We start from the raw sequence: 18,362 nt of genomic DNA, 5'->3' as shown, positions 1-18,362 counted from the left end.
GGGCGGACCGTTTTCTCCCGTTTCGCCCCGGCTCTAACCCGGTCCGGGGGTTCGCGGCCGCGAGTCGGACAGAACTGCACACGGCACGCGTCCGAAGTCTTAGAGTAAGCACGGGAACCGAACCGGTCAGGGGAACGTCTGAACTGGTCGGGAAGCGAGTGTCGCGAAGGGGATGACGAACGGTGCCTGTCTACGACCCGGATTCCATGGCCATTGCCGCCAGGAACGTGGAGAAGCTGAAGGACGAGTTCGAAAAGTCCAAGAAGCACCTCACCGGCGTTGACGAGGAGCACGAGAGCCCGTTCGGCACGATGGGCGGCTCCAAGGACGTGCACGGCGCGGTCGGCACGTTCAAGCAGGGCGTGCACAGCGAGTTCGACGCGGCCGGGAAGCTGATGGAGGCGACCAGCTTCATTCTCAAGAAGGCGGCCGGGCTGATCCAGGAAACCGATCAGGTCCACAAGACCGACCTGACCGTCCACGAAGACCGCTGAGCAGGCACGAGGGGGCTGGAGCATGGCGCTGATCGACTACCCGCCGAACTGGAACGGCATCGTCGAAAAGGCCCAGAAGGTCGACAAGATCAACCCGGACGCGATCAGCAAGGCCGGGCAGCAGTTCAGCAACGCCGCGAAGCAGGCGGGCGACCACAGCGCCGCGCTGAACAATTCCGCCAAGTCGTTGGCGGGCGGCGTGTGGGAGGGTCCGGCAGCGGACGCCTTCGTCGAGTACGTCACTCAGATCACCAAAGCGGGCGACAAGGTGCAGGGGCATCTTGACGACGTCGGCAAGGACCTGACCCAGCTGTCGAGCGACCTCGGGGGGATCAAGAGCAAGGTCACCGAGGCCTTCAACACCGCCAAGTCGGCGATCGACAAGCGCATCAAGGAAGAGTCGGAGAAAGCGCAGAAGGCGCAGGCGGCCGAGGCGGAGTACGCCAAGTCGGACAAGAAGGGCCCGGCGCCCAGTCCGACGTCGCAGTCCATCATCGACGAGGCGAACAAGGCCAACCAAACGAACGCCACGACTGCCGAACAGACCATCGATCCGCTGCTTAACCAGGCCGACGACATGGTCAAGAAGTCGCAGCAGTTGATGCAGACCCAGATCACCGGCGGCTACTCGCAGGTCCCGCTCCCGAACTCCGACGGCACCATCCCGCAGAGCACCGGCGGCCTGCACACCGGACACGGCGGCGGTGGCGGTGGCGGCGGAGGCGGTCACCACGGCGGCGGTGGCGGGGGCGCCAGCGGAGGCGGCGGCGGTCTCGGCCCCAGCGGCGGTCCGCCTTCCTCTCCGCCTCCCGGCAACGTCCAGCAGTGGATCCAGGAAGCGATCAAGGAATTGCAGGCCGCGGGCGTGAACGTGACCGACGCGGACATCAAGAACATCTGGGCGATCATCCAGCACGAGTCCGGCGGCAACCCGAACGCGATCAACAACTGGGATTCCAACGCCGCGGCCGGGCATCCGTCCAAGGGCCTGATGCAGTGCATCGACTCGACGTTCAACGCGCACAAGCTGCCCGGGCACGACAACATCTACAACCCGGTCGACAACATCATCGCCGGCGTGCGGTACTCGATCGACCGGTACGGCTCGATCGGCAACGTGCCGGGCATCCAGGCGATGGCGCACGGCGGCGCGTACCGCGGTTACTGACGGGCGCACCCCGCACGCGGTCCCGCCGGTTAGCCTGGCCGCATGGTCGACATCGGTGCTTTCGGCGGGCCCGCGTTGCGGGCAGGCGTGCCTCCTTTTCACGTGATGGACGTGCTGTCCGCGGCGCAGGCCCGGCAGCGCAGCCACGGCGACCTGATTTCGCTGGCCGCCGGGCAGCCGTCCGTGCCCGCTCCGACAGCGGTCCTCGCAGCCGCCCAGGAAGCGCTCAAGGCGCACACTCTCGGCTACACCGAACAGCTCGGCATTCCTGAGCTGCGCGAAGCCGTCGCCGGGCACTACCGGCGCACCTACGACCTCGACGTGACCGCGTCCGACGTCGTCATGACCACCGGCTCGTCCGGCGGGTTCCTGCTGTCGTTCCTCAGCGCGTTCGACCCCGGCGCGCGGGTCGCGATGGCCCGCCCGGGCTATCCGGCGTACCGGAATCTGCTGAACGTCCTCGGCTGCGAGGTCGTGGAGTTCGCGACCACCGCCGAGACGAATTTCCAGCCGACCGTCGAGCTTCTCGACCGGCTCGGGCCGATCGACGGGCTCATCGTCGCGAGTCCCAGCAACCCCACCGGGACCGTGCTGCCGCCCGGCGAGCTGGCCGCGATCTCCGGCTGGTGCGCCTCGCACGGCGTGCAGCTGATCAGCGACGAGATCTACCACGGCATCTCGTACGGCAAGGAGCTCGATTGCGCCTGGCAGTACGGCCGGGAAGCGTTGGTGCTCGGGTCGTTCTCGAAGTACTTCGCGATGACCGGCTGGCGGCTCGGCTGGATGCTGGTGCCGCAGCGGCTGCACCGCGCGGTCGACGTCCTGACCGGCAACTTCACCATCTGCCCACCCGCGGTTTCGCAGTACGCGGCGGTCGCGGCGTTCACGCCGGAGTCGTACGCCGAGGCGGACGCGCACGTCGAGCACTACCGGCGCAACCGCGACCTGCTCTTCGCCGGACTGCGCGAGATCGGTCTCGACAAGCTCGCCCCGGCCGACGGCGCGTTCTACGCCTACGCCGACGTCTCCGACCACACCACCGACAGCCTGAGCTGGTGCCAGCGATTGCTCGCCGACACCGGCCTTGCGATCACCCCGGGCATCGACTTCGACCCGGTCGACGGAGGCCGCTACGTGCGGTTTTCCTTCGCGGGCGCGACCGAGGACGTGACCGAGGGGCTGCGCCGGCTGGGTGCCTGGCTGGGGTGAAACCGGTCAGGGGGAACCCCGAGCTTTCCCTGAACGTTGGCCAGATGGAGAGAGTTTCCGTCGCACGGATGGCACGCTGGAGGGCACCGGGCCGACGTGGCGCGGAAACGGCATCGGAGGAGCCATGTTCTGGAAGATCGTCGGAGCGCTCGTCGTGGCCTGGATCGCCTTCATGGTGCTCGGGTCAGTGATCGGCTTCGTGTTCAAGGCCGTGCTGTGGATCGGCATCATCGGCGGGGTGCTGTTCCTGGGCACCGCGGCCTACGGGGCGATCACCGGGAAGAAGCAGTCGAAGCGGATCACCCGCTGACCGGCGCCGAACCATACTGAGCAGACGAGACGGCTCCCGCACCGGAAAGGCGCGGGAGCCGTTCGCGATTCAGCCCAGTGCCGCGCGGGCGGCCTCGGCACCGTCCCACAGGTGTGCGCGGATTCCGACCGCGCGGGCGCCGTCGATGTTGACCTGGCGGTCGTCGAAGAACAGGCACTCGTCCGGCTTAGCACCCAGTTTGTCCAGGAGCAGCTGGAAAATCTCGGCGTCCGGCTTCGCGACCTTCACGTCGCCGGAGAACAGCGTGTGCTTGAACAGCTTCGACCATTCCTGCTCGCGCACCCAGACGCCGAACGCCGACGGCGCGTTCGACAGCAACGCGAGCGAGGCTCCGGCGTCGGACAGCGACTGCAGCAGGTCCAGCGATCCCGGCGCGAGCTGTCCCCAGCCCGCGACGTCGAGCGCGGTCAGTTCGGCCGACAGCGCGTCGTCCACCTTCACGCCCACCTGGTCGCCGATCGACGTCCAGTACTCCAGATCGGTGCAGCCGCGGTCGTACGGGTCGCGCACGCTCCAGTACACCGGCTCGAACGTCTCGGGCGCGACGCCCATGGCGGCCGCCAGCTTCGGCACCGCGCCGGTGCGGACGCTGAGCACCTCGCCGTAGTCGAACACGATCCAGTTGGTCACCCGAGTCCCCCAGGGTTCAGGCACCGGCTTTGATCCGGTGCAGTGCTTCGGCGATGTCGGCGGACGACAGGTCGCGGTGGGTCACGAACCGCACCTTGCCCGCCATGGGCAGAGCCTGGATGCCGAGCGAGCCGAGCCAGTTCAGCGCGGTCGGCACGTCCGGCACCCCGGCCAGAACGATATTGGTGTCCGGTGCTCGCACGTCCCATCCGTGCTCGGAGAGGCCGTCGGCCAGCCGTTTCGCGAACTCGTGCGTCTCCGCCAGCTCGTCCACGCGGTCCAAGGCGACCAGGCACGCCGCGGCGAGAATTCCGCCCTGCCGCACGCCGCCGCCGAGCATTTGCCGCATCCGGCGGGCCTTTTCGACAAACTCGACGCTGCCCGCGAGGACCGACCCGACCGGCGCGCCGAGGCCCTTGCTGAAGCACGCCGACACGGAATCGACGCCGACCGTCAGCGCCGCGGGCGGCACCTGCAGCGCGACCGCCGCGTGCCAGATCCGCGCGCCGTCGAGGTGCACGGTGAGCCCGGCCTGCTTCGCGACGGACAGCAGCTGCGCGTGCTCGTCGGGCGGAGTGACCGCGCCGCCGGCCGCGTTGTGCGTGTTCTCCAGGCACAGCAGCGTGGTGCGAAGCGTGAAGTACGGGCCGGGGTTGCCGATCGCGGCTTCGAGCGTTTCCGGCAGGCACCGGCCGGGGCCCGCGTCGTGTTCGAGGATGTCCGGCATGCCGCCGGCCAGCCAGGCAGCTGAGCCGAGTTCGTTGACGAGCACGTGCGCGCCGCGGGTCGCGAGGAAGCGGTCGCCGCGCTGGAGGTGGACGCTCAGCGCGATCAGGTTCGCCATCGTCCCGCTCGGCGTCCACAGCGCCGCGGGCATCCCGAGCGTCTGCGCGGCCCGGCGCTCCAGCTCGGCGATGGTCGGGTCGGTGCCGATGACGTTGTCGTCGACCTCGGCCTCGGCCATGGCCGCGCGCATGATCGCGTCCGGGCGGGTGACGGTGTCGGAACGGAAGTCGATCAGCTGCCCAGTCATGGTCACAGTCCGATCACATCACACCGGCGGGCGCGGCATCAATGCGGCGGGGGGTGGAACGTTTCCGGCCGGACGTGCAACCGTGGACGCCCCCGGATCCGTCCCTTCACCGGACATGGCCAGAGCGGAGCGGCAAAGCGCGTGGACCAGCGCGACGAACAGGAGTTCGCGGAGTACTTCGCCGCGAAGAGGGACGCTGTGCGCCGGACCGCCTATCTGCTGTGCGGGGATTGGCACAAGGCCGACGACCTCGCGCAGACGGCGTTCGTCGCGTTGCACCGGAGGTGGAAGAAGATCAGAGACCGCGCGGCGACCGACGCGTACGTGCGCAAGACGCTGGTGCGCGCGGTCATCGACGAATCCCGCCGTCCGTGGCGGCGGGAGCGGCAGACCGAGGTGCTGCCCGAGCCCGTTGACGACAGTCCCGGGCTCGCCGAACGCGTCGCGACCCGTGAGGACCTGCTCGCGGCGCTCAAGGAAGTACCGCCCAAGCAGCGGGCGGTGCTGGTGCTGCGGTTCTTCGACGGACTGGACGTCGGGGCCGCGGCGACGGCGCTGGGCTGCAGCGAGGGCAATGTGAAGAGCCAGACGGCGCGCGGGTTGGCGAATCTGCGCCAGGTGCTGGAACGGGAGGTGGAGACCAATGGATGAGCGGGAAGCCGAGACGTTGTTCTCCGCCGTTCCCGGCGAGGTGCCGCCGCCGACCTTCTCGGTCGAGGACGTGGTGCGCCGTTCGAAGCGCGAGACGGTGCGCCGGCGCAACCGGATCACCGCCGGCGCGGCCGCCGTGCTCGTGGCCGCGGGGTTCGGCACCTGGGGAATTGTGGGCATTTCGAGCGAGAAGTCCGATTCGGGCGCGAATTCCGTAGCCGCACCGGTGCAACCCGGCGGGCCGGCGGCGCGTCCTTTCAGCACTGGGGATGACTTCCCGGGGCAGCCGTCTCGGCAGGGAGCCGGCGAAACCGGGAGGACCGGCCCTCGGGTCGAAGGCACCTCCGGGTGCGGACGGGTGGACTGGGAGCTCGCCACTGCCCTCGCTGGCGAGCTCCCAGGCCACTTGAACGCCGCGCAGGCTTCCCCAGGCAGCGTTTGTACGACGTCGTCGCGCGGCGCGGGGTTCCCGCTTCCGGACGGGATGATCGGCGCGGCGGTGTTCGCGCGCGGAGCCGCGGTGAACGTGCCCACGCAACCGGCCGGAGCCGTCACCGTGCGTCAGCGAACCGGCAGTGGCGGAACTCTCGTGCTGGTCAGCGTGCCGGGGACTGCCGGCCGTCCAGCACCGTACGCAACCGACCTGGCGCGGTTCGCCGCGTCGCTCGCCCCCCGGTTCTGATCGGCGGCTCACCGCCCGGCTGGCAGAATATCCGGGCATGACGGCAGCAGCCACGACTCCGAAGGGCGAGCGACGACGGGCCGCGCTCGTCGAAGCCGCCGCTGAGCTGCTGGCCGAGGGCGGTTTCGACGCGGTCCGGCACCGTGCGGTCGCCGAGCGGGCGGGCCTGCCGCTGGCGTCCACGACGTACTACTTCGACTCGCTGGAAGAACTCGTCACCGCCGCGGTGGAGCACCACGGGCAGACCGAACTGGCCAACGGGCGACGGCAGCTGGAAGACCTGACGACCCGGAACCGGGGCGTGCAGGCGACCGTGGAACTCGTCCTGGACATGCTGCTCGGCCCGCAGAGCGGCGACCCGGAAGCCGACGCCGAGGCGGTCCTGCTGCGCTACGAACGCCTGGTCGCGACCGGACGGCGGCCGTACCTGCGCCCGTTGATGCGGACGCTGTCCCAGCAGCTCAACGAACTGCTGACGGAGATCTTCGCGCGTTCCGGGACGCCGGTGGCCAAGGACGAGCTGGACCGGCTGGTCGCGCTGGTCGACGGGGCCGTGGTGAACGCGCTGATCGCGGTCGACCCGGCTCCGCGCGCCGCCGCCGGGCGGATGCTGCGGACCGCGCTCGCCGAGACCGTCCACTGAGGACAGTCACTCTCGATACGCCGCGGTGGCGCGGATTTCGATCAACAGCCCCGGGCTGGCGAGCCCGCTGACGCCGATCATCGACCACGCCGGGTACGGCTCGGCGGTGACCAGGCGCTTCTTGGCTTCCAGGAAACCGGGCAGATGCTGGCGGATGTCGACGTGGTAGCTCGTAACGTCGACCAGCGCGGACAGATCGAGGCCTTCCAGGCGGAGGATTTCCTCGATCCGGCGGAGCGCGATCTCGGTCTGTTCCTCGATGGTTTCCGCGATCTCCCCGTCCGGGCGGCGGCCGATCGTCCCCGCGATGAAGAGGAGGTTGCCCGCGCGGACGGCGGCCGAGTAGCCGAAGCGGGAGAAGGCGGAGGCCCCGGACGGTCCGAACACCTCGGAGTCCTCGGGGATGGTGACGGCGTGCATGCGGCTTCCTTTCTCAGACGCCCCAGCGGGACGAGTGGCTGGCGCGTTCCAGCCGGGTTTCGCCGTCCGCCGCGCGTTCCCGCAGGAAATCGGCGGGGACGGACGGAATCGGTGCGTTCCGCGGGTTTTTCGCGGCCTGCGCGACGATCGCGTCGGTGAGCGAGCGGACCATCTCCAGCCGGGGATAGGCGGCGTGGATCGCCTCGCCCTGCTCGTCGGTGACGGCGTCGAGGTACTGGGTGCCGATCGGACCGCCGAAGTCGACGGCGACCCCGGCGCGGACGAGTACGCACAGCGGACCGCGGTGTTCCGCGATGCCCGCGGTGGTGTGCAAGGCGATGGCCTGCCAGACCTGGTCGGCGTCCGCGGTGGAGATTCCTTGCCGGACAAGGAATTCGGCCGCCCGTTCGGCACCTTCGACCTCGAAGCGTTCCACGTGCGGACCGTCCGGCGCCACGCCGAGGTCGTGCATCACGCACGCGGCGAACAGCAGGTCGTCGTCGAAGCCGGGCCCGGCCAGCCGGTCGGCGACCAGCCGCGCGAACAGGTAGGTACGGACGCTGTGGTTGAACACTGACTGCGATTCCACCGGGCGGACGACCTCGAGGACGGCGTCCGCCAGCGGAGTCGCGGGCAGCGCGACCACCGGGTCCGGAAGGAGTTCGGTCATGGTTTCAGCGTGGCCCGCACCCCGCTGACCTGGTGAGTGGCAAGTTTGCCGTACTTCGATAGAATCTTGCCATGACGGTGCATCGGGTCGCGGTGCTGGCGCTCGACGGGGTCCTTCCGCTGGACCTCGCGATCCCGGCGCAGGTGTTTCACTCCCGCCCGCAAACGCACTACGAGATGACGCTGTGCGCGCTCGGCCCGACGGTCTCCACCAGCGCTGGGTTCGCGCTGGCCGCCGAGGGCGGAATCGAGGAGCTGCGCGCGGCGGACACGGTGATCGTGCCGGGGTACGACCCCATCCCCGAGACGCCGGAAGCAGCGGTCGAGTTGCTGGCCGAGGCGCGCGACCGGGGACGGCGGGTGGTGTCCATCTGCACGGGTGCGTTCGCGCTGGCCGCGGCGGGAGTGCTGGACGGCTTGCACGCCACGACGCATTGGGAGTATCTCGACGAATTCGAGCGGGAATACCCGTCGGTCCAGGTCGATCGGGATGTGCTTTACGTCGATGAGGGCGACGTGCTCACGTCGGCTGGCGTGTGCTGCGGCATCGACCTGTGCCTGCACATCGTGCGCCGCGACCTGGGTGCCGCGGTCGCGAATCGGATCGCGCGCGGTCTGGTGGCCGCTCCGCATCGGGAAGGCGGCCAAGCCCAGTACGTGCCCGCTCCGCTCGCGGACGCTGGCGACGCGTCGTTGTCGGCGACGCGGGAATGGGCGTTGCAGCGACTGGACGAATCGCTCAGCATCCGGCTGCTCGCGCGGCACGCGGAGATGTCGCAGCGCACTTTCCTGCGCCGGTTCGCCGAGGAAACCGGGACGACGCCGTTGCAGTGGCTGCTCAACGCCCGGCTCGGCAAGGCGCGGGAACTGCTCGAAACCACGGACCATTCGGTGGACCGGGTCGCGCGGGAGTGCGGCCTGGGCACCCCGGCCAACCTGCGGCTGCACTTCCGGCGGACGCTCGGGACCACGCCGACGGCTTACCGGCGCGCGTTCACTTCCTGACCCGCTCGTTGTGCGTCGGCGGCGGAGGTGGCCAGCAGATCCAGCATCGCGGTTTCCGCGCCGACCGGGTCGTGCGCGGCGATCGCGTCGAGCACCCGGCGGTGGCTCGGGACCGGATCGTCGGTGGGACCGGCGCTGTGGACGAGTTTGTCCCGCTCCGCCAGGCCGATCGCGATGACGCGTTCGATCTGGAGCAGGAAGTTGTTGTGTGCGGCGGTCAGCAGGCTGCGGTGAAACGCCAAATCCGCCTCGACGCTCGCCTCCAGATCCGGCGCGGCCACCATCGCCTCGAGCGCGGATTCAAGCGCGGCAAGGTCTTCGGCGGTCGCGCGCTCGGCGGCCATCCGCGCGGCAGCGGGCTCGACCACGGCGCGGACCTCGGCCAATTCGTCCAGCAGACCGGCGTTTCCGCGCGCGGTGGTTTGCCAGCGCATGACGTCGGCGTCGAGCAGTTGCCAGTTCTCGCGCGACTGCACGAACGTGCCGTGCTTCTGTCGGGCGCCGATCATTCCCTTCGCTGCCAGCACTTTCAACGCTTCCCGCAGCGCGGTGAGGCTGATGTCCAGCTCCTCGCGCAACGCGGGAAGGTCCAGCACCATGCCCTCGCGCCAGTCGCCGGACAGAATGCGCGCGGCGAGCGTTTCCACGGTCTGTCCGTGCAGGCCGCGAGGGCGATGGTCGGTCACCGGAGCGGGAGCACGCACGTCGGGGAGCCGGTCGGGTACTTGCGGACCTCCGCGTTTCCGAGTTCCTTCAAGGGAAAAACGGAAACGACGTCGTCCTTGAACGCGGCGGTGTAGCACAATCCGTCCGCGACGGCGAAGTTCCACGGGTACGAGCCGCACGGCTGATCGGCCGTCGCGCGCAGCGGATTCCCGGCGAACGACGTGATGCATTCCGGGCCGCGGTTCGACAGGTAGATCCCCGAATCGAGCACTTCCAGGTGCGCCACCAGGGATTCGCCGCCCGCCGCGGTAGCCGGGGTCGCTTCGACGAACGCGAACTCTCCCGGCGAAGTCTCCCGCATCGTAATCAGCTCGCCCGACAATTCTCCGGCCACGTAAGCGATTCCGTCCGCGCCGCGCACGAGCTGTCGCGGTCCCGTGCCCGGAGGCAGCGACGAAACCGCCAGCGGAGTCAGTTTTCCTTCGGGAGACAGCGTGTAGCTGCGGATTTCGTCGGTGCCCAGATCGACGGCGCTCACCACCGAACTGTCCGCCGACGACACCGCCATGTGGACGTGCGGGCCCTCCTGCCGGTCCGCGCGCGGCCCGCTTCCGGTGTGCTGCACCAGATCCGTGCGTCCGTCGATCCGGCCGTCCTCGCGCAGGGCGAACACGGCGAGGCTGCCGCCGCCGTAGTTGGCGCACAACAGAAACCGGCCGTCCGGCGTCACCGCGAGATGGCACGGGCTGGCCCCGCCGGACTCGACGACGTCGAGCGCGACCAGGCCGTCCTCGACCGAAACGGAGGTGATCTCGCCGTAGCTCGTCTCGTTGACCGCGTACACCATCGGCAGCGCGGGATGCTGGGTCAGCCAGGTCGGCGACACCATCGGCACCGTCGAATCCGCGATCAACTCGCCGCCGGAGCGCCGGAAAACCGCGATTCCCGTACCGTTTCCGCCGGTTTCGGCGGTACGGCAGCCGACGAGTACGACGTCGCTCACGAGCTCTCCCTCACCAGTGCGGCCACTCGGGCCCGGATGTCCTCAGCGGAGCCACGGGTCAGCGCCGACCCGATCCCGCAGGCGACGGCGCCCGCGTCGAGCCAGCGTGGCACGTCCTCGGGAGCGATTCCACCCGTCGGCACGAGCGGGGCTTGCGGAAGCGCGGCGCGCACGTCCTTGACCCACTGCGGACCGAGAGCGGAAGCGGGGAAAACCTTTACGGCGTCGGCACCTTCCTCCATCGCGCGCACGATTTCGGTGACCGAACCGGTGCCCGGCAACGCCGCGACGCCGTACCGATGAGCGGTACGCAACACCTCGGTGTGCAGTGACGGAGACACGAGAAACCGGGCCCCCGCACGGATCGCGGCCGTCGCGGACGATTCGTCGAGCACCGTGCCGGCCCCGATCGTGGCGTCCGGATACGCGGCGCTCAGCTCCTCGATCGCGACGAGCGCACCGGCGTTGGTGAGCGGGATCTCGACCGACTTCAACCCAGCGTCGAGCACAGCCCGCGCGGCGGTCACGGCGGAGGCGGCGTCCGCCGTCCGCACGATCCCGACGACGCCCTGCCGCACCGCTTCCCGCGTGATCTCCCACCGGTATCCCATGCCGGCCAGCCTAGCAGGCAAATTATAAATTACTAATTATTCTTGCCGACCGTGGAGCAGTGCGGCATGCTTGCGAACCATGCGCACTGCCGTGGTGACCGGTGCGGCGTCCGGGATCGGAGCCGCGACCGCCCTCCAGCTCGAAGCCGACGGCTACCGGGTAATCGGCGTCGACCTCGCCCCGGTGCCCGGCGGCGTACAGGGCGACGTGGCCGAAGACGAGACGTGGCAACGGGTTCTTGAACTAGCGGGCGAAGTCGATGCTGTGGTCAGCAACGCGTGCGTGCCGACTTTGGGGCCATTGCACGAAACCGACCGCGCGCAATGGCAACGACAGCTCGACGTGAACCTCACCGCGGCGTACCTCGCCGTGCGGTCCTTCCTGCCTTCGCTGCGCGCCCGGCGCGGCTCGGTGGTGCTGGTTTCCTCGGTACACGCGCATTTCGGGCTTCCTGGACACCCGGCATACGCGGCCAGCAAGGGCGCGTTGGTGTCTCTGGCCCGGCAATTGGCCGTGGAGTACGCGCCGGAGGTCCGGGTGAATTCGGTGCTCCCGGGGCCGGTGCAGACCGAAGCGTGGAGCCGGATCAGCGAGGAAGACCGCGAACGCAGCGCCCGCGCGACCCCCGCCGGTCGGCTTGGCGACCCCGCCGAAGTCGCCGCGGTGATCGCTTTCCTGCTCTCGTCCTCGGCGTCGTTCGTCACGGGCGCCGAGTTGACCGTCGACGGCGGCTGGTCGGCCGCGAAAGATTCCGCTTAGGAGACAAGGTGCAGATCACCGGGATCGAGACATTCCTCGTCGCGCCGCGCTGGTTGTTCCTCAAGATCAGCACCGACGAGGGCATCGCCGGCTGGGGCGAACCGGTCGTGGAAGGACGCGCCGGGACCGTCCGCGCGGCCGTGCACGAGCTGGCCGAGCTGCTCATCGGGAAGGATCCGCTGCGCGTCGAGGACCACTGGCAGGTCCTGCGGCGCGGCGGTTTCTACCGCGGCGGTCCGGTGCTTTCCAGCGCGCTCGCCGGGTTCGACCAGGCGTTGTGGGACATCGCGGGCAAGGCCCGGAACGCTCCGGTGCACGAGCTGCTCGGCGGTCCGGTGCGCGATCGCGTGCGGGTGTATTCGTGGGTCGGCGGCGATCGTCCGTCGGGGATCTTCGACGCGGTGTCCGCGCAGGTCGAGCGGGGGTTCACCGCGGTGAAGATGAACGTCGCGGGTCCCCTCGGGCCGATCGCCGCCCCGGCCGAAGCTGCTGCCGCACTGGCCCGCGCGCGAGAGGCCCGGGAAGCGCTCGGACCCGACCGGGACCTGGCGATCGACTTCCACGGCCGCGTCTCGCCCGCGATGGCACGGCGGCTGGTGAAGATGCTCGAAGAAGTACAGCCGATGTTCGTCGAGGAGCCGGTGCTGCCGGAACTGCCCGCCGACGTCGTCAAATCGGTGGTCGAGGCCTCGACGGTGCCGATCGCGCTCGGGGAACGGCTGTTCTCGCGCTGGGAGTTCAAACCGGTGCTGGACGCGGGCGTCGCCGTGGTGCAGCCGGATCCGTCGCACGCGGGCGGCATCTCGGAGCTGCGCCGGATCGCCGCGCTGGCCGAGGTGTACGGCGCGAACCTCGCCCCGCACTGCCCGCTCGGCCCGATCTCGCTGGCCGCCGCGCTGCAGGTGGCGTTCGCGACGCCGAACTTCCTGATCCAGGAGCAAAGCCTCGGCATGCACTACCACGACGGCCGCGAGCCGGTCGCCTATCTCGCCGACGACGCGTTGTTCCAGTTCATCGACGGTTACGCCGCGCGTCCGACCGCGCCCGGCCTCGGCATCGAGGTGGACGAGGAGGCTGTCCGCCGCGCCGACGAGGCCGGACACGCCTGGCGGTCGCCCGTGTGGCGGCTGCCCGACGGCAGCTTCACGGAGTGGTGACCGCCCCGCTGACCTGCGCAGGTATCGTGGCCGCGTGACGGACAAGCCCCGCATTCCGAACGTGCTCGCCGCCCGCTACGCCTCACCTGAGCTGGTGGCGCTCTGGTCGCCCGAACGCAAGGTCGTGCTCGAGCGGCGGCTGTGGCTCGCCGTGCTGCGGGCTCAGGCCGAGCTGGGCGTCGAGGTGCCCGACGGCGTCCTCGACGACTACGAGCGCGTGGTCGAGCAGGTCGACCTCGACTCGATCGCCGCCCGCGAACGCGTCACCCGGCACGACGTGAAGGCCCGGATCGAGGAGTTCAACGCCCTCGCCGGGCACGAGCACGTGCACAAGGGCATGACCTCGCGCGACCTCACCGAGAACGTCGAGCAGCTGCAGCAGCTGCGGTCGCTGGAACTGGTCCGCGCGCGCGTCGCCGCGGTGCTGTCCCGGCTGGCCGCGCTCGCCGTCGAGCACTCCGACCTGGTGATGGCCGGCCGCTCGCACAACGTCGCCGCGCAGGCGACCACGCTCGGCAAGCGCTTCGCGACCGCCGCCGACGAGCTGCTCGTCGCGTTCTCCCGGCTGGACAACCTGATCGAGCGCTACCCGCTGCGCGGCATCAAGGGCCCGGTCGGCACCGCGCAGGACATGCTCGACCTGCTCGGCGACGAGTCCACTTTGGACCAGCTGGAGACGAAGATCGCCGAGCACCTCGGCTTCGGCAACCGGTTCGTCAGCGTCGGGCAGGTGTACCCGCGCTCGCTCGACTTCGACGTACTGTCCACTGTGGTCCAGCTCGCCGCCGCGCCGTCCAGCCTCGCCAAGACGATCCGGCTGATGGCCGGGCACGAGCTGGTCACCGAGGGCTTCAAACCGGGCCAGGTCGGGTCGTCGGCCATGCCGCACAAGATGAACACCCGGTCCTGCGAGCGCGTCAACGGCCTCGCCGTGGTGCTGCGCGGGTACCTGTCGATGATCGGCGAACTGGCCGGCGACCAGTGGAACGAGGGCGACGTCTCGGATTCCGTGGTGCGCCGCGTCGCGCTGCCGGACGCGTTCTTCGCGCTCGACGGCCTGCTCGAGACCTTCCTCACTGTGCTCGGCGAATTCGGCGCGTTCCCGGCCGTGGTCGAGCGTGAGCTTGATCGCTATCTCCCGTTCCTGGCGACCACGAAGGTGCTCATGGCGTCGGTGCGCCGGGGCGTCGGGCGTGAGGCGGCTCACGAGGCGATCAAGGAGAACGCCGTCGGGGTCGCCCTCGCGATGCGCGAACGCGGTGTCGAGAACGACCTGCTCGACCGGTTCGCGGCCGACGACCGGATCCCGCTCGACCGCGCTGAGCTGGACGAACTCCTCGCCGACCGGATCTCGTTCACCGGCGTGGCCCCTCGCCAGGTCGAAGAAGTCGCGGCGCGCGTCGAGGACGTGCTCAAGCGATTCCCGGACGCCGCGGCGTACGCGCCGCAGCCGATTCTGTGAGTGCGCGCACGTCGTCCACGTGCTGAGACGGCATTACTCGATCGGGCGAAGCTTTTAGTCTTCGTGCCGAACCCGGAAGCGCCAGGCCGCCGACCCGCGGCCTGGCGCTTCTTGTCTGCGCACCCCGGATATTCAGGAAGAAGTCATGAGAAAGATCCTCAGCACGCTCGCCGTCGTCGTCGCCGCTACCGCGGGCCTCACGGCGTGCGGATCCTCGGACGCTTCTGGGCAGACCCTGCGCGTCGGCACGCTCACCGACGCCCCGCCCAGCATCTACCTCGAAAACGGTCAGTTCACCGGGTACGACAACGAACTGCTGCGGGACATCGCCAAGCGCGAGGGCTTCCAGGTCGAGTTCGTCGGCACCGAGTTCTCCGGCCTGCTCGCCAAGGTCGCCGGCGGCCAGTTCGACATCGGCAGCTCGACGATCTCCGCGACCGCCGCGCGCAAGAAGACCGTGGCGTTCAGCAACGGCTACGACACCAGCTACACCACCGTCGTCAGCAAGAAGGGCGCCGCGCTGCCCGCCGCGAACTCGTTCGCGGGCAAGCGGGTCGGCGTCGTGCAGGGTTCGGTCCAGGACGAGTTCGCCGGAAAGCTCGCCGGTGCGCAGGTCGTCCGGTTCCCGGACTACAACGCCGGTTTCGCGCAGCTGAAGACCGGCGGTCTCGACGGCTGGGTCGTGCCGAAGGACATCGGCCAGAAGTACATTGATCAGAACCCGGCCGTTCCGCTCGAATTCGGCTACACCGTCGCGGACAAGGACACCCCGTCGGCCTTCGCGGTCGCCAAGTCCAACACCGAACTGCTGAAGAAGATCAACGACGGTCTGGCCAAGGCGATCGCCGACGGCACCGCGGCCCGGCTGCACGCGCAGTTCTTCAAGCAGGCGCCGGTCGCGAAGGAGCTGGAGAAGGGCGGACCGGGCCTCCCGGTGGCGAACTCCTGATGCGCGGGCACACTGGTGGCATGAAAAAACTGATCGTCACCGCCCTCGCGGCGGCACTGGTCGCCGGTCTCACCGCGTGCGGTGGCGACGCGGGCGAGACCCTGCGGGTCGGCACGCTGAGCGATTCCCGGCCGAACGCGTACCAGGAGAACGGCCAATTCACCGGCTTCGACAATGAGCTGCTGAAGGATATCGCCGCGAAGGAAGGCCTGAAGCTGGAATTCGTGTCGACGGACTTCTCCGCGCTGCTCGGCAGCGTCGCGAACGGCCGGTTCGACATCGGCAGTTCGGCGATCGCGCAGACCGAAGCGCGCAAGAAGACGGTGGCGTTCAGCGACCCGTACAACTACCAGTCGCTCGGCATCGAGGCGAAGGCTACCGCGGGCATTTCGGACGAGAACTCGTTGGCGGGCAAGCGGATCGGCGTGGTGCAGGGCACGGTGTCGGACACCTGGCTCGCCGCGAACGCGCCGAAGGCACAGGCGGTCCGCTTCCCGAACGACGCGGCGGCGCTGAGCGCGCTGAAGTCCTCGGCGATCGACGGCGCGGTGTTCGACCAGGTGTCCGCGGAGGACTACGCGAGCAAGAACCCCGAGCTGAAGGTGACGAAGGCGATCACGACCAGCATCCCGCACGGGTACGCGGTGCGGAAGGGCAATACGGAGCTGCTGGGCAAGCTGAACGACGGCATCAAGAAGGCCGTCGCGGACGGCACCTGGGCGAAGGTGCACCAGCAGTTCGAGCCGAACATTCCGGTTCCGGCGGATTTCAAGACGAAGTAGCCTGATGGATCAGTTTTTCAACACCTTCCTCAACTGGCAGTACATCTGGGAAGTTTTCCCGGACCTGCTCAAGACCGGCCTGCTGAACACCCTGATCCTGTCGGTGGCGGCGGCTATTATCGGGACCCTGCTCGGCATGGTGCTCGCGGTGATGGGCCTGTCCACCAAACGCTGGCTTCGCTGGCCCGCGCGGGTGTACACGGACATTTTCCGCGGCCTGCCCGCGATCCTGACGATCCTCGTGATCGGCCAGGGCGTCGGCCTGCTCGCTCGCGGTTTGGTGGGCAACAACCCGTACCCGCTGGGCATCGCCGCGCTGAGCCTGATCGCCGCCGCGTACATCGGCGAGATTTTCCGGGCGGGCATCCAGAGTGTCGACAAAGGACAGCTGGAGGCGAGCCGCGCGCTCGGCATGAGCTACACCAAGGCGATGCTGCTGGTGGTGATCCCGCAGGGCGTGCGGCGGGTGCTGCCCGCGCTGGTGAACCAGTTCATCGCGCTGGTGAAGGACTCGACCCTGGTGTACTTCCTCGGTTTCCTTACCTCGCAACGGGAACTGTTCCGGATCGGCCAGGACCTCGCGGCCAACACGGGCAACCTGTCGCCGCTGGTCGCCGCCGGGGTCGTGTACCTGGTGATCACGGTCCCGCTGACGCACCTGGTGAACTACATCGACAAACGGTTGCAAACCGGTCGAAAGGTGCCCACGGAGACCAAGGAAATGATCGCGAGCGGGACGGTATGAGTACAGCGATTCGTTCGTCTTCGGTGGAATTGCGCGACATCCACGTCCGCTTCGGGACGCTGGAGGTGCTGCGCGGGGTGAACCTGAAGGTGCCGAGCGGGAGCACCACGTGCGTGATCGGCCCGTCCGGTTCCGGCAAATCGACCTTGCTGCGGTGCGTGAATCGCCTGCAGGAACCGGACAGCGGCGACCTGCTGCTGGACGGCGAAAGCGTCATCGCCTCGGATCCGGACGCCTTGCGCCAGCGGGTCGGGATGGTGTTCCAGCACTTCAACCTGTTCGGGCACCGGTCTGTTTTGGACAACATCGTCCTGCCGCTGCGCAGCGTGCGCCGTCTGTCCAAAGAGGACGCGACCGAGGTCGCCCGGGCGCGGCTGGCCGAGGTCGGCCTTGCGGACAAGGCCCCGTACCGCCCGGCCGCACTGTCCGGCGGCCAGCAGCAGCGGGTGGCGATCGCCCGTGCGCTGGCGATGGAACCGGAAGTGATGCTCTTCGACGAGGCCACGAGCGCGCTGGACCCGGAGCTGGTGAAGGGCGTCCTTGACCTGATGGCCGGGCTGGCTTCGCGTGGTCTCACTCTGATCGTGGTGACCCACGAGATGGGCTTCGCCCGAAGCGTGGCGGACGAGGTCGCGTTCATGGACGCGGGGCGGATCGTGGAGCAGGGGACGCCGGAGCAGATGTTCGAGGCGCCGGCTAGTCCTCGGTTGCAGCAGTTCCTGTCGCAGGTGCTGTGAGGGGACGGCCGTCCTCGCAGAGGAGGCAACTGTCGCCGGTCCCGGCGGCTTCCCAGGCCACCTGGAGCCGCCGGGCCAGCGGCGGGGCTACTCGCTGAGCTGCCTCGTCGATCGGCAGCAGGTGCACGGCGAGGATTTCCGGGTCAGTGAGGGTGAGACGGGCGGTTTCCGCCGCGGAAATTCGCCCGCCGTCGAAGATGAACGCGAGCCCTTCTGGCATCCGGCCGTCGTCCGGTGCGTAGTCGATGACCAGCAGTGGACCGAGCGGGCGGTCGATCCCGATTTCCTCGGCTTGTTCCCGGCGCGCCGTGCGCCACGGCGGTTCGCCCGCGTCGCACACTCCGCCGGGTATGTCCCAGCTGTCCTTATAGGACGGCTCGACGAGCAGGACGCGTCCGGTTTCGTCGCGGAGCAAGATGCCTGCCGACATCCGCTTCCGCGGCAGCGAGCGCACATACTCGTCGAACGGCAGCAGCTCCACGAGTTCGCAGGGTACCGGCGCGCCGGTGGTCCACGACGGGATCGTGCGCCCCAGTTCCCTCCGGACCGACAGGT

At 69.1% G+C, this 18,362-nt stretch carries 23 protein-coding genes; 15 read left to right on the top strand and 8 right to left on the bottom strand.

What is annotated here, in order from left to right; genetic code table 11:
* Positions 1-182: 182 nt before the first annotated feature.
* From CU254_RS37875 to CU254_RS37860, 4 genes are all read left to right on the top strand, one after another.
* Positions 183-494, top strand: a complete 312-nt coding sequence (locus tag CU254_RS37875; protein WP_009084845.1) for a hypothetical protein — start codon at positions 183-185, stop codon at positions 492-494.
* A gap of 22 nt (positions 495-516) precedes the next feature.
* Entirely contained in the window at positions 517-1,662 is a 1,146-nt protein-coding gene (locus CU254_RS37870) for a transglycosylase SLT domain-containing protein (protein ID WP_009084843.1), read from the top strand.
* A 42-nt stretch (positions 1,663-1,704) separates the two neighbouring features.
* Positions 1,705-2,871 carry a pyridoxal phosphate-dependent aminotransferase gene (locus CU254_RS37865; protein ID WP_009084841.1) on the top strand — a complete coding sequence of 389 codons (1,167 nt, stop codon included), beginning with the start codon at positions 1,705-1,707 and terminating at the stop codon, positions 2,869-2,871.
* Positions 2,872-2,995: 124 nt separating this feature from the next.
* On the top strand, positions 2,996-3,181 hold the full coding sequence (locus CU254_RS37860) for a hypothetical protein (protein ID WP_037354113.1): 186 nt from the start codon (positions 2,996-2,998) through the stop codon (positions 3,179-3,181).
* A 69-nt stretch (positions 3,182-3,250) separates the two neighbouring features.
* On the opposite strand, the gene CU254_RS37855 is transcribed toward CU254_RS37860, so the two are convergent.
* Both CU254_RS37855 and CU254_RS37850 read right to left on the bottom strand, forming a co-directional pair.
* Positions 3,251-3,832, bottom strand: coding sequence for an HAD family phosphatase (locus CU254_RS37855; protein ID WP_037716172.1), 582 nt, complete (start codon positions 3,830-3,832; stop codon positions 3,251-3,253).
* Positions 3,833-3,848: 16 nt separating this feature from the next.
* Entirely contained in the window at positions 3,849-4,865 is a 1,017-nt protein-coding gene (locus CU254_RS37850) for a low specificity L-threonine aldolase (RefSeq protein ID WP_009084837.1), read from the bottom strand.
* Positions 4,866-5,006: 141 nt separating this feature from the next.
* On the opposite strand from CU254_RS37850, the gene CU254_RS37845 reads away from it, so the two are divergent.
* The 3 genes from CU254_RS37845 to CU254_RS37835 are packed head-to-tail and all read left to right on the top strand — an operon-like array spanning position 5,007 to position 6,841.
* A complete protein-coding gene (locus tag CU254_RS37845) occupies positions 5,007-5,516 on the top strand; it encodes a SigE family RNA polymerase sigma factor (protein ID WP_009084836.1) in 510 nt (169 codons plus the stop codon).
* The gene (locus tag CU254_RS37840) at positions 5,509-6,198 is read left to right on the top strand and encodes a hypothetical protein (protein ID WP_037716170.1); all 690 of its coding nucleotides are present in this window, start codon (positions 5,509-5,511) and stop codon (positions 6,196-6,198) included. The genes CU254_RS37845 and CU254_RS37840 overlap by 8 nt, the downstream gene beginning before the upstream one ends.
* A gap of 37 nt (positions 6,199-6,235) precedes the next feature.
* On the top strand, positions 6,236-6,841 hold the full coding sequence (locus CU254_RS37835; RefSeq protein ID WP_037716169.1) for a TetR/AcrR family transcriptional regulator: 606 nt from the start codon (positions 6,236-6,238) through the stop codon (positions 6,839-6,841).
* Between the two features lie 6 nt (positions 6,842-6,847).
* Here the strand turns inward: CU254_RS37835 and CU254_RS37830 are convergent, their stop codons facing one another.
* The gene (locus CU254_RS37830) at positions 6,848-7,261 is read right to left on the bottom strand and encodes a RidA family protein (RefSeq protein ID WP_009084834.1); all 414 of its coding nucleotides are present in this window, start codon (positions 7,259-7,261) and stop codon (positions 6,848-6,850) included.
* A gap of 13 nt (positions 7,262-7,274) precedes the next feature.
* Complete coding sequence (locus CU254_RS37825) at positions 7,275-7,931, bottom strand: HD domain-containing protein (protein ID WP_037716167.1); 657 nt, start codon at positions 7,929-7,931, stop codon at positions 7,275-7,277.
* Positions 7,932-8,002: 71 nt separating this feature from the next.
* On the opposite strand from CU254_RS37825, the gene CU254_RS37820 reads away from it, so the two are divergent.
* Positions 8,003-8,935, top strand: coding sequence for a GlxA family transcriptional regulator (locus CU254_RS37820; protein WP_009084832.1), 933 nt, complete (start codon positions 8,003-8,005; stop codon positions 8,933-8,935).
* Here the strand turns inward: CU254_RS37820 and CU254_RS37815 are convergent.
* From CU254_RS37815 to CU254_RS37805, 3 genes are read right to left on the bottom strand one after another with little or no spacing between them, the layout of a single operon-like run.
* The gene (locus CU254_RS37815; RefSeq protein ID WP_009084831.1) at positions 8,911-9,621 is read right to left on the bottom strand and encodes a FadR/GntR family transcriptional regulator; all 711 of its coding nucleotides are present in this window, start codon (positions 9,619-9,621) and stop codon (positions 8,911-8,913) included. The genes CU254_RS37820 and CU254_RS37815 overlap by 25 nt on opposite strands.
* A complete protein-coding gene (locus tag CU254_RS37810; protein ID WP_009084830.1) occupies positions 9,618-10,604 on the bottom strand; it encodes a beta-propeller fold lactonase family protein in 987 nt (328 codons plus the stop codon). The genes CU254_RS37815 and CU254_RS37810 overlap by 4 nt, the downstream gene beginning before the upstream one ends.
* Positions 10,601-11,215 carry a bifunctional 4-hydroxy-2-oxoglutarate aldolase/2-dehydro-3-deoxy-phosphogluconate aldolase gene (locus CU254_RS37805; RefSeq protein WP_009084829.1) on the bottom strand — a complete coding sequence of 205 codons (615 nt, stop codon included), beginning with the start codon at positions 11,213-11,215 and terminating at the stop codon, positions 10,601-10,603. Before CU254_RS37805 ends, CU254_RS37810 begins: the two co-directional genes overlap by 4 nt.
* Positions 11,216-11,294: 79 nt before the next feature.
* On the opposite strand from CU254_RS37805, the gene CU254_RS37800 reads away from it, so the two are divergent.
* The 7 genes from CU254_RS37800 to CU254_RS37770 all read left to right on the top strand — a co-directional run bounded on the left by CU254_RS37800 (position 11,295) and on the right by CU254_RS37770 (position 17,807).
* A complete protein-coding gene (locus tag CU254_RS37800) occupies positions 11,295-11,975 on the top strand; it encodes an SDR family NAD(P)-dependent oxidoreductase (protein ID WP_009084828.1) in 681 nt (226 codons plus the stop codon).
* An 8-nt stretch (positions 11,976-11,983) separates the two neighbouring features.
* On the top strand, positions 11,984-13,132 hold the full coding sequence (dgoD, locus tag CU254_RS37795; RefSeq protein WP_009084827.1) for a galactonate dehydratase: 1,149 nt from the start codon (positions 11,984-11,986) through the stop codon (positions 13,130-13,132).
* A gap of 34 nt (positions 13,133-13,166) precedes the next feature.
* Positions 13,167-14,594, top strand: coding sequence for an adenylosuccinate lyase (purB, locus tag CU254_RS37790; protein ID WP_009084826.1), 1,428 nt, complete (start codon positions 13,167-13,169; stop codon positions 14,592-14,594).
* Between the two features lie 145 nt (positions 14,595-14,739).
* On the top strand, positions 14,740-15,543 hold the full coding sequence (locus tag CU254_RS37785; RefSeq protein WP_009084825.1) for an ABC transporter substrate-binding protein: 804 nt from the start codon (positions 14,740-14,742) through the stop codon (positions 15,541-15,543).
* 20 nt (positions 15,544-15,563) lie between these two features.
* Positions 15,564-16,325, top strand: a complete 762-nt coding sequence (locus CU254_RS37780) for an ABC transporter substrate-binding protein (protein WP_037716164.1) — start codon at positions 15,564-15,566, stop codon at positions 16,323-16,325.
* A 4-nt stretch (positions 16,326-16,329) separates the two neighbouring features.
* Complete coding sequence (locus CU254_RS37775) at positions 16,330-17,070, top strand: amino acid ABC transporter permease (RefSeq protein WP_009084823.1); 741 nt, start codon at positions 16,330-16,332, stop codon at positions 17,068-17,070.
* A complete protein-coding gene (locus CU254_RS37770; RefSeq protein WP_009084822.1) occupies positions 17,067-17,807 on the top strand; it encodes an amino acid ABC transporter ATP-binding protein in 741 nt (246 codons plus the stop codon). The genes CU254_RS37775 and CU254_RS37770 overlap by 4 nt, the downstream gene beginning before the upstream one ends.
* Here the strand turns inward: CU254_RS37770 and CU254_RS37765 are convergent.
* Complete coding sequence (locus CU254_RS37765) at positions 17,767-18,288, bottom strand: NUDIX hydrolase (RefSeq protein ID WP_009084821.1); 522 nt, start codon at positions 18,286-18,288, stop codon at positions 17,767-17,769. The genes CU254_RS37770 and CU254_RS37765 overlap by 41 nt on opposite strands.
* Between the last annotated feature and the right edge of the window lie 74 nt (positions 18,289-18,362).

Origin of the sequence: Amycolatopsis sp. AA4 (assembly GCF_002796545.1) — a bacterium.
Taxonomy (GTDB): Bacteria; Actinomycetota; Actinomycetes; order Mycobacteriales; family Pseudonocardiaceae; genus Amycolatopsis.
Note: the sequence above shows the minus strand (reverse complement) of the source record. Positions and strands in the feature narration are given on the sequence as shown.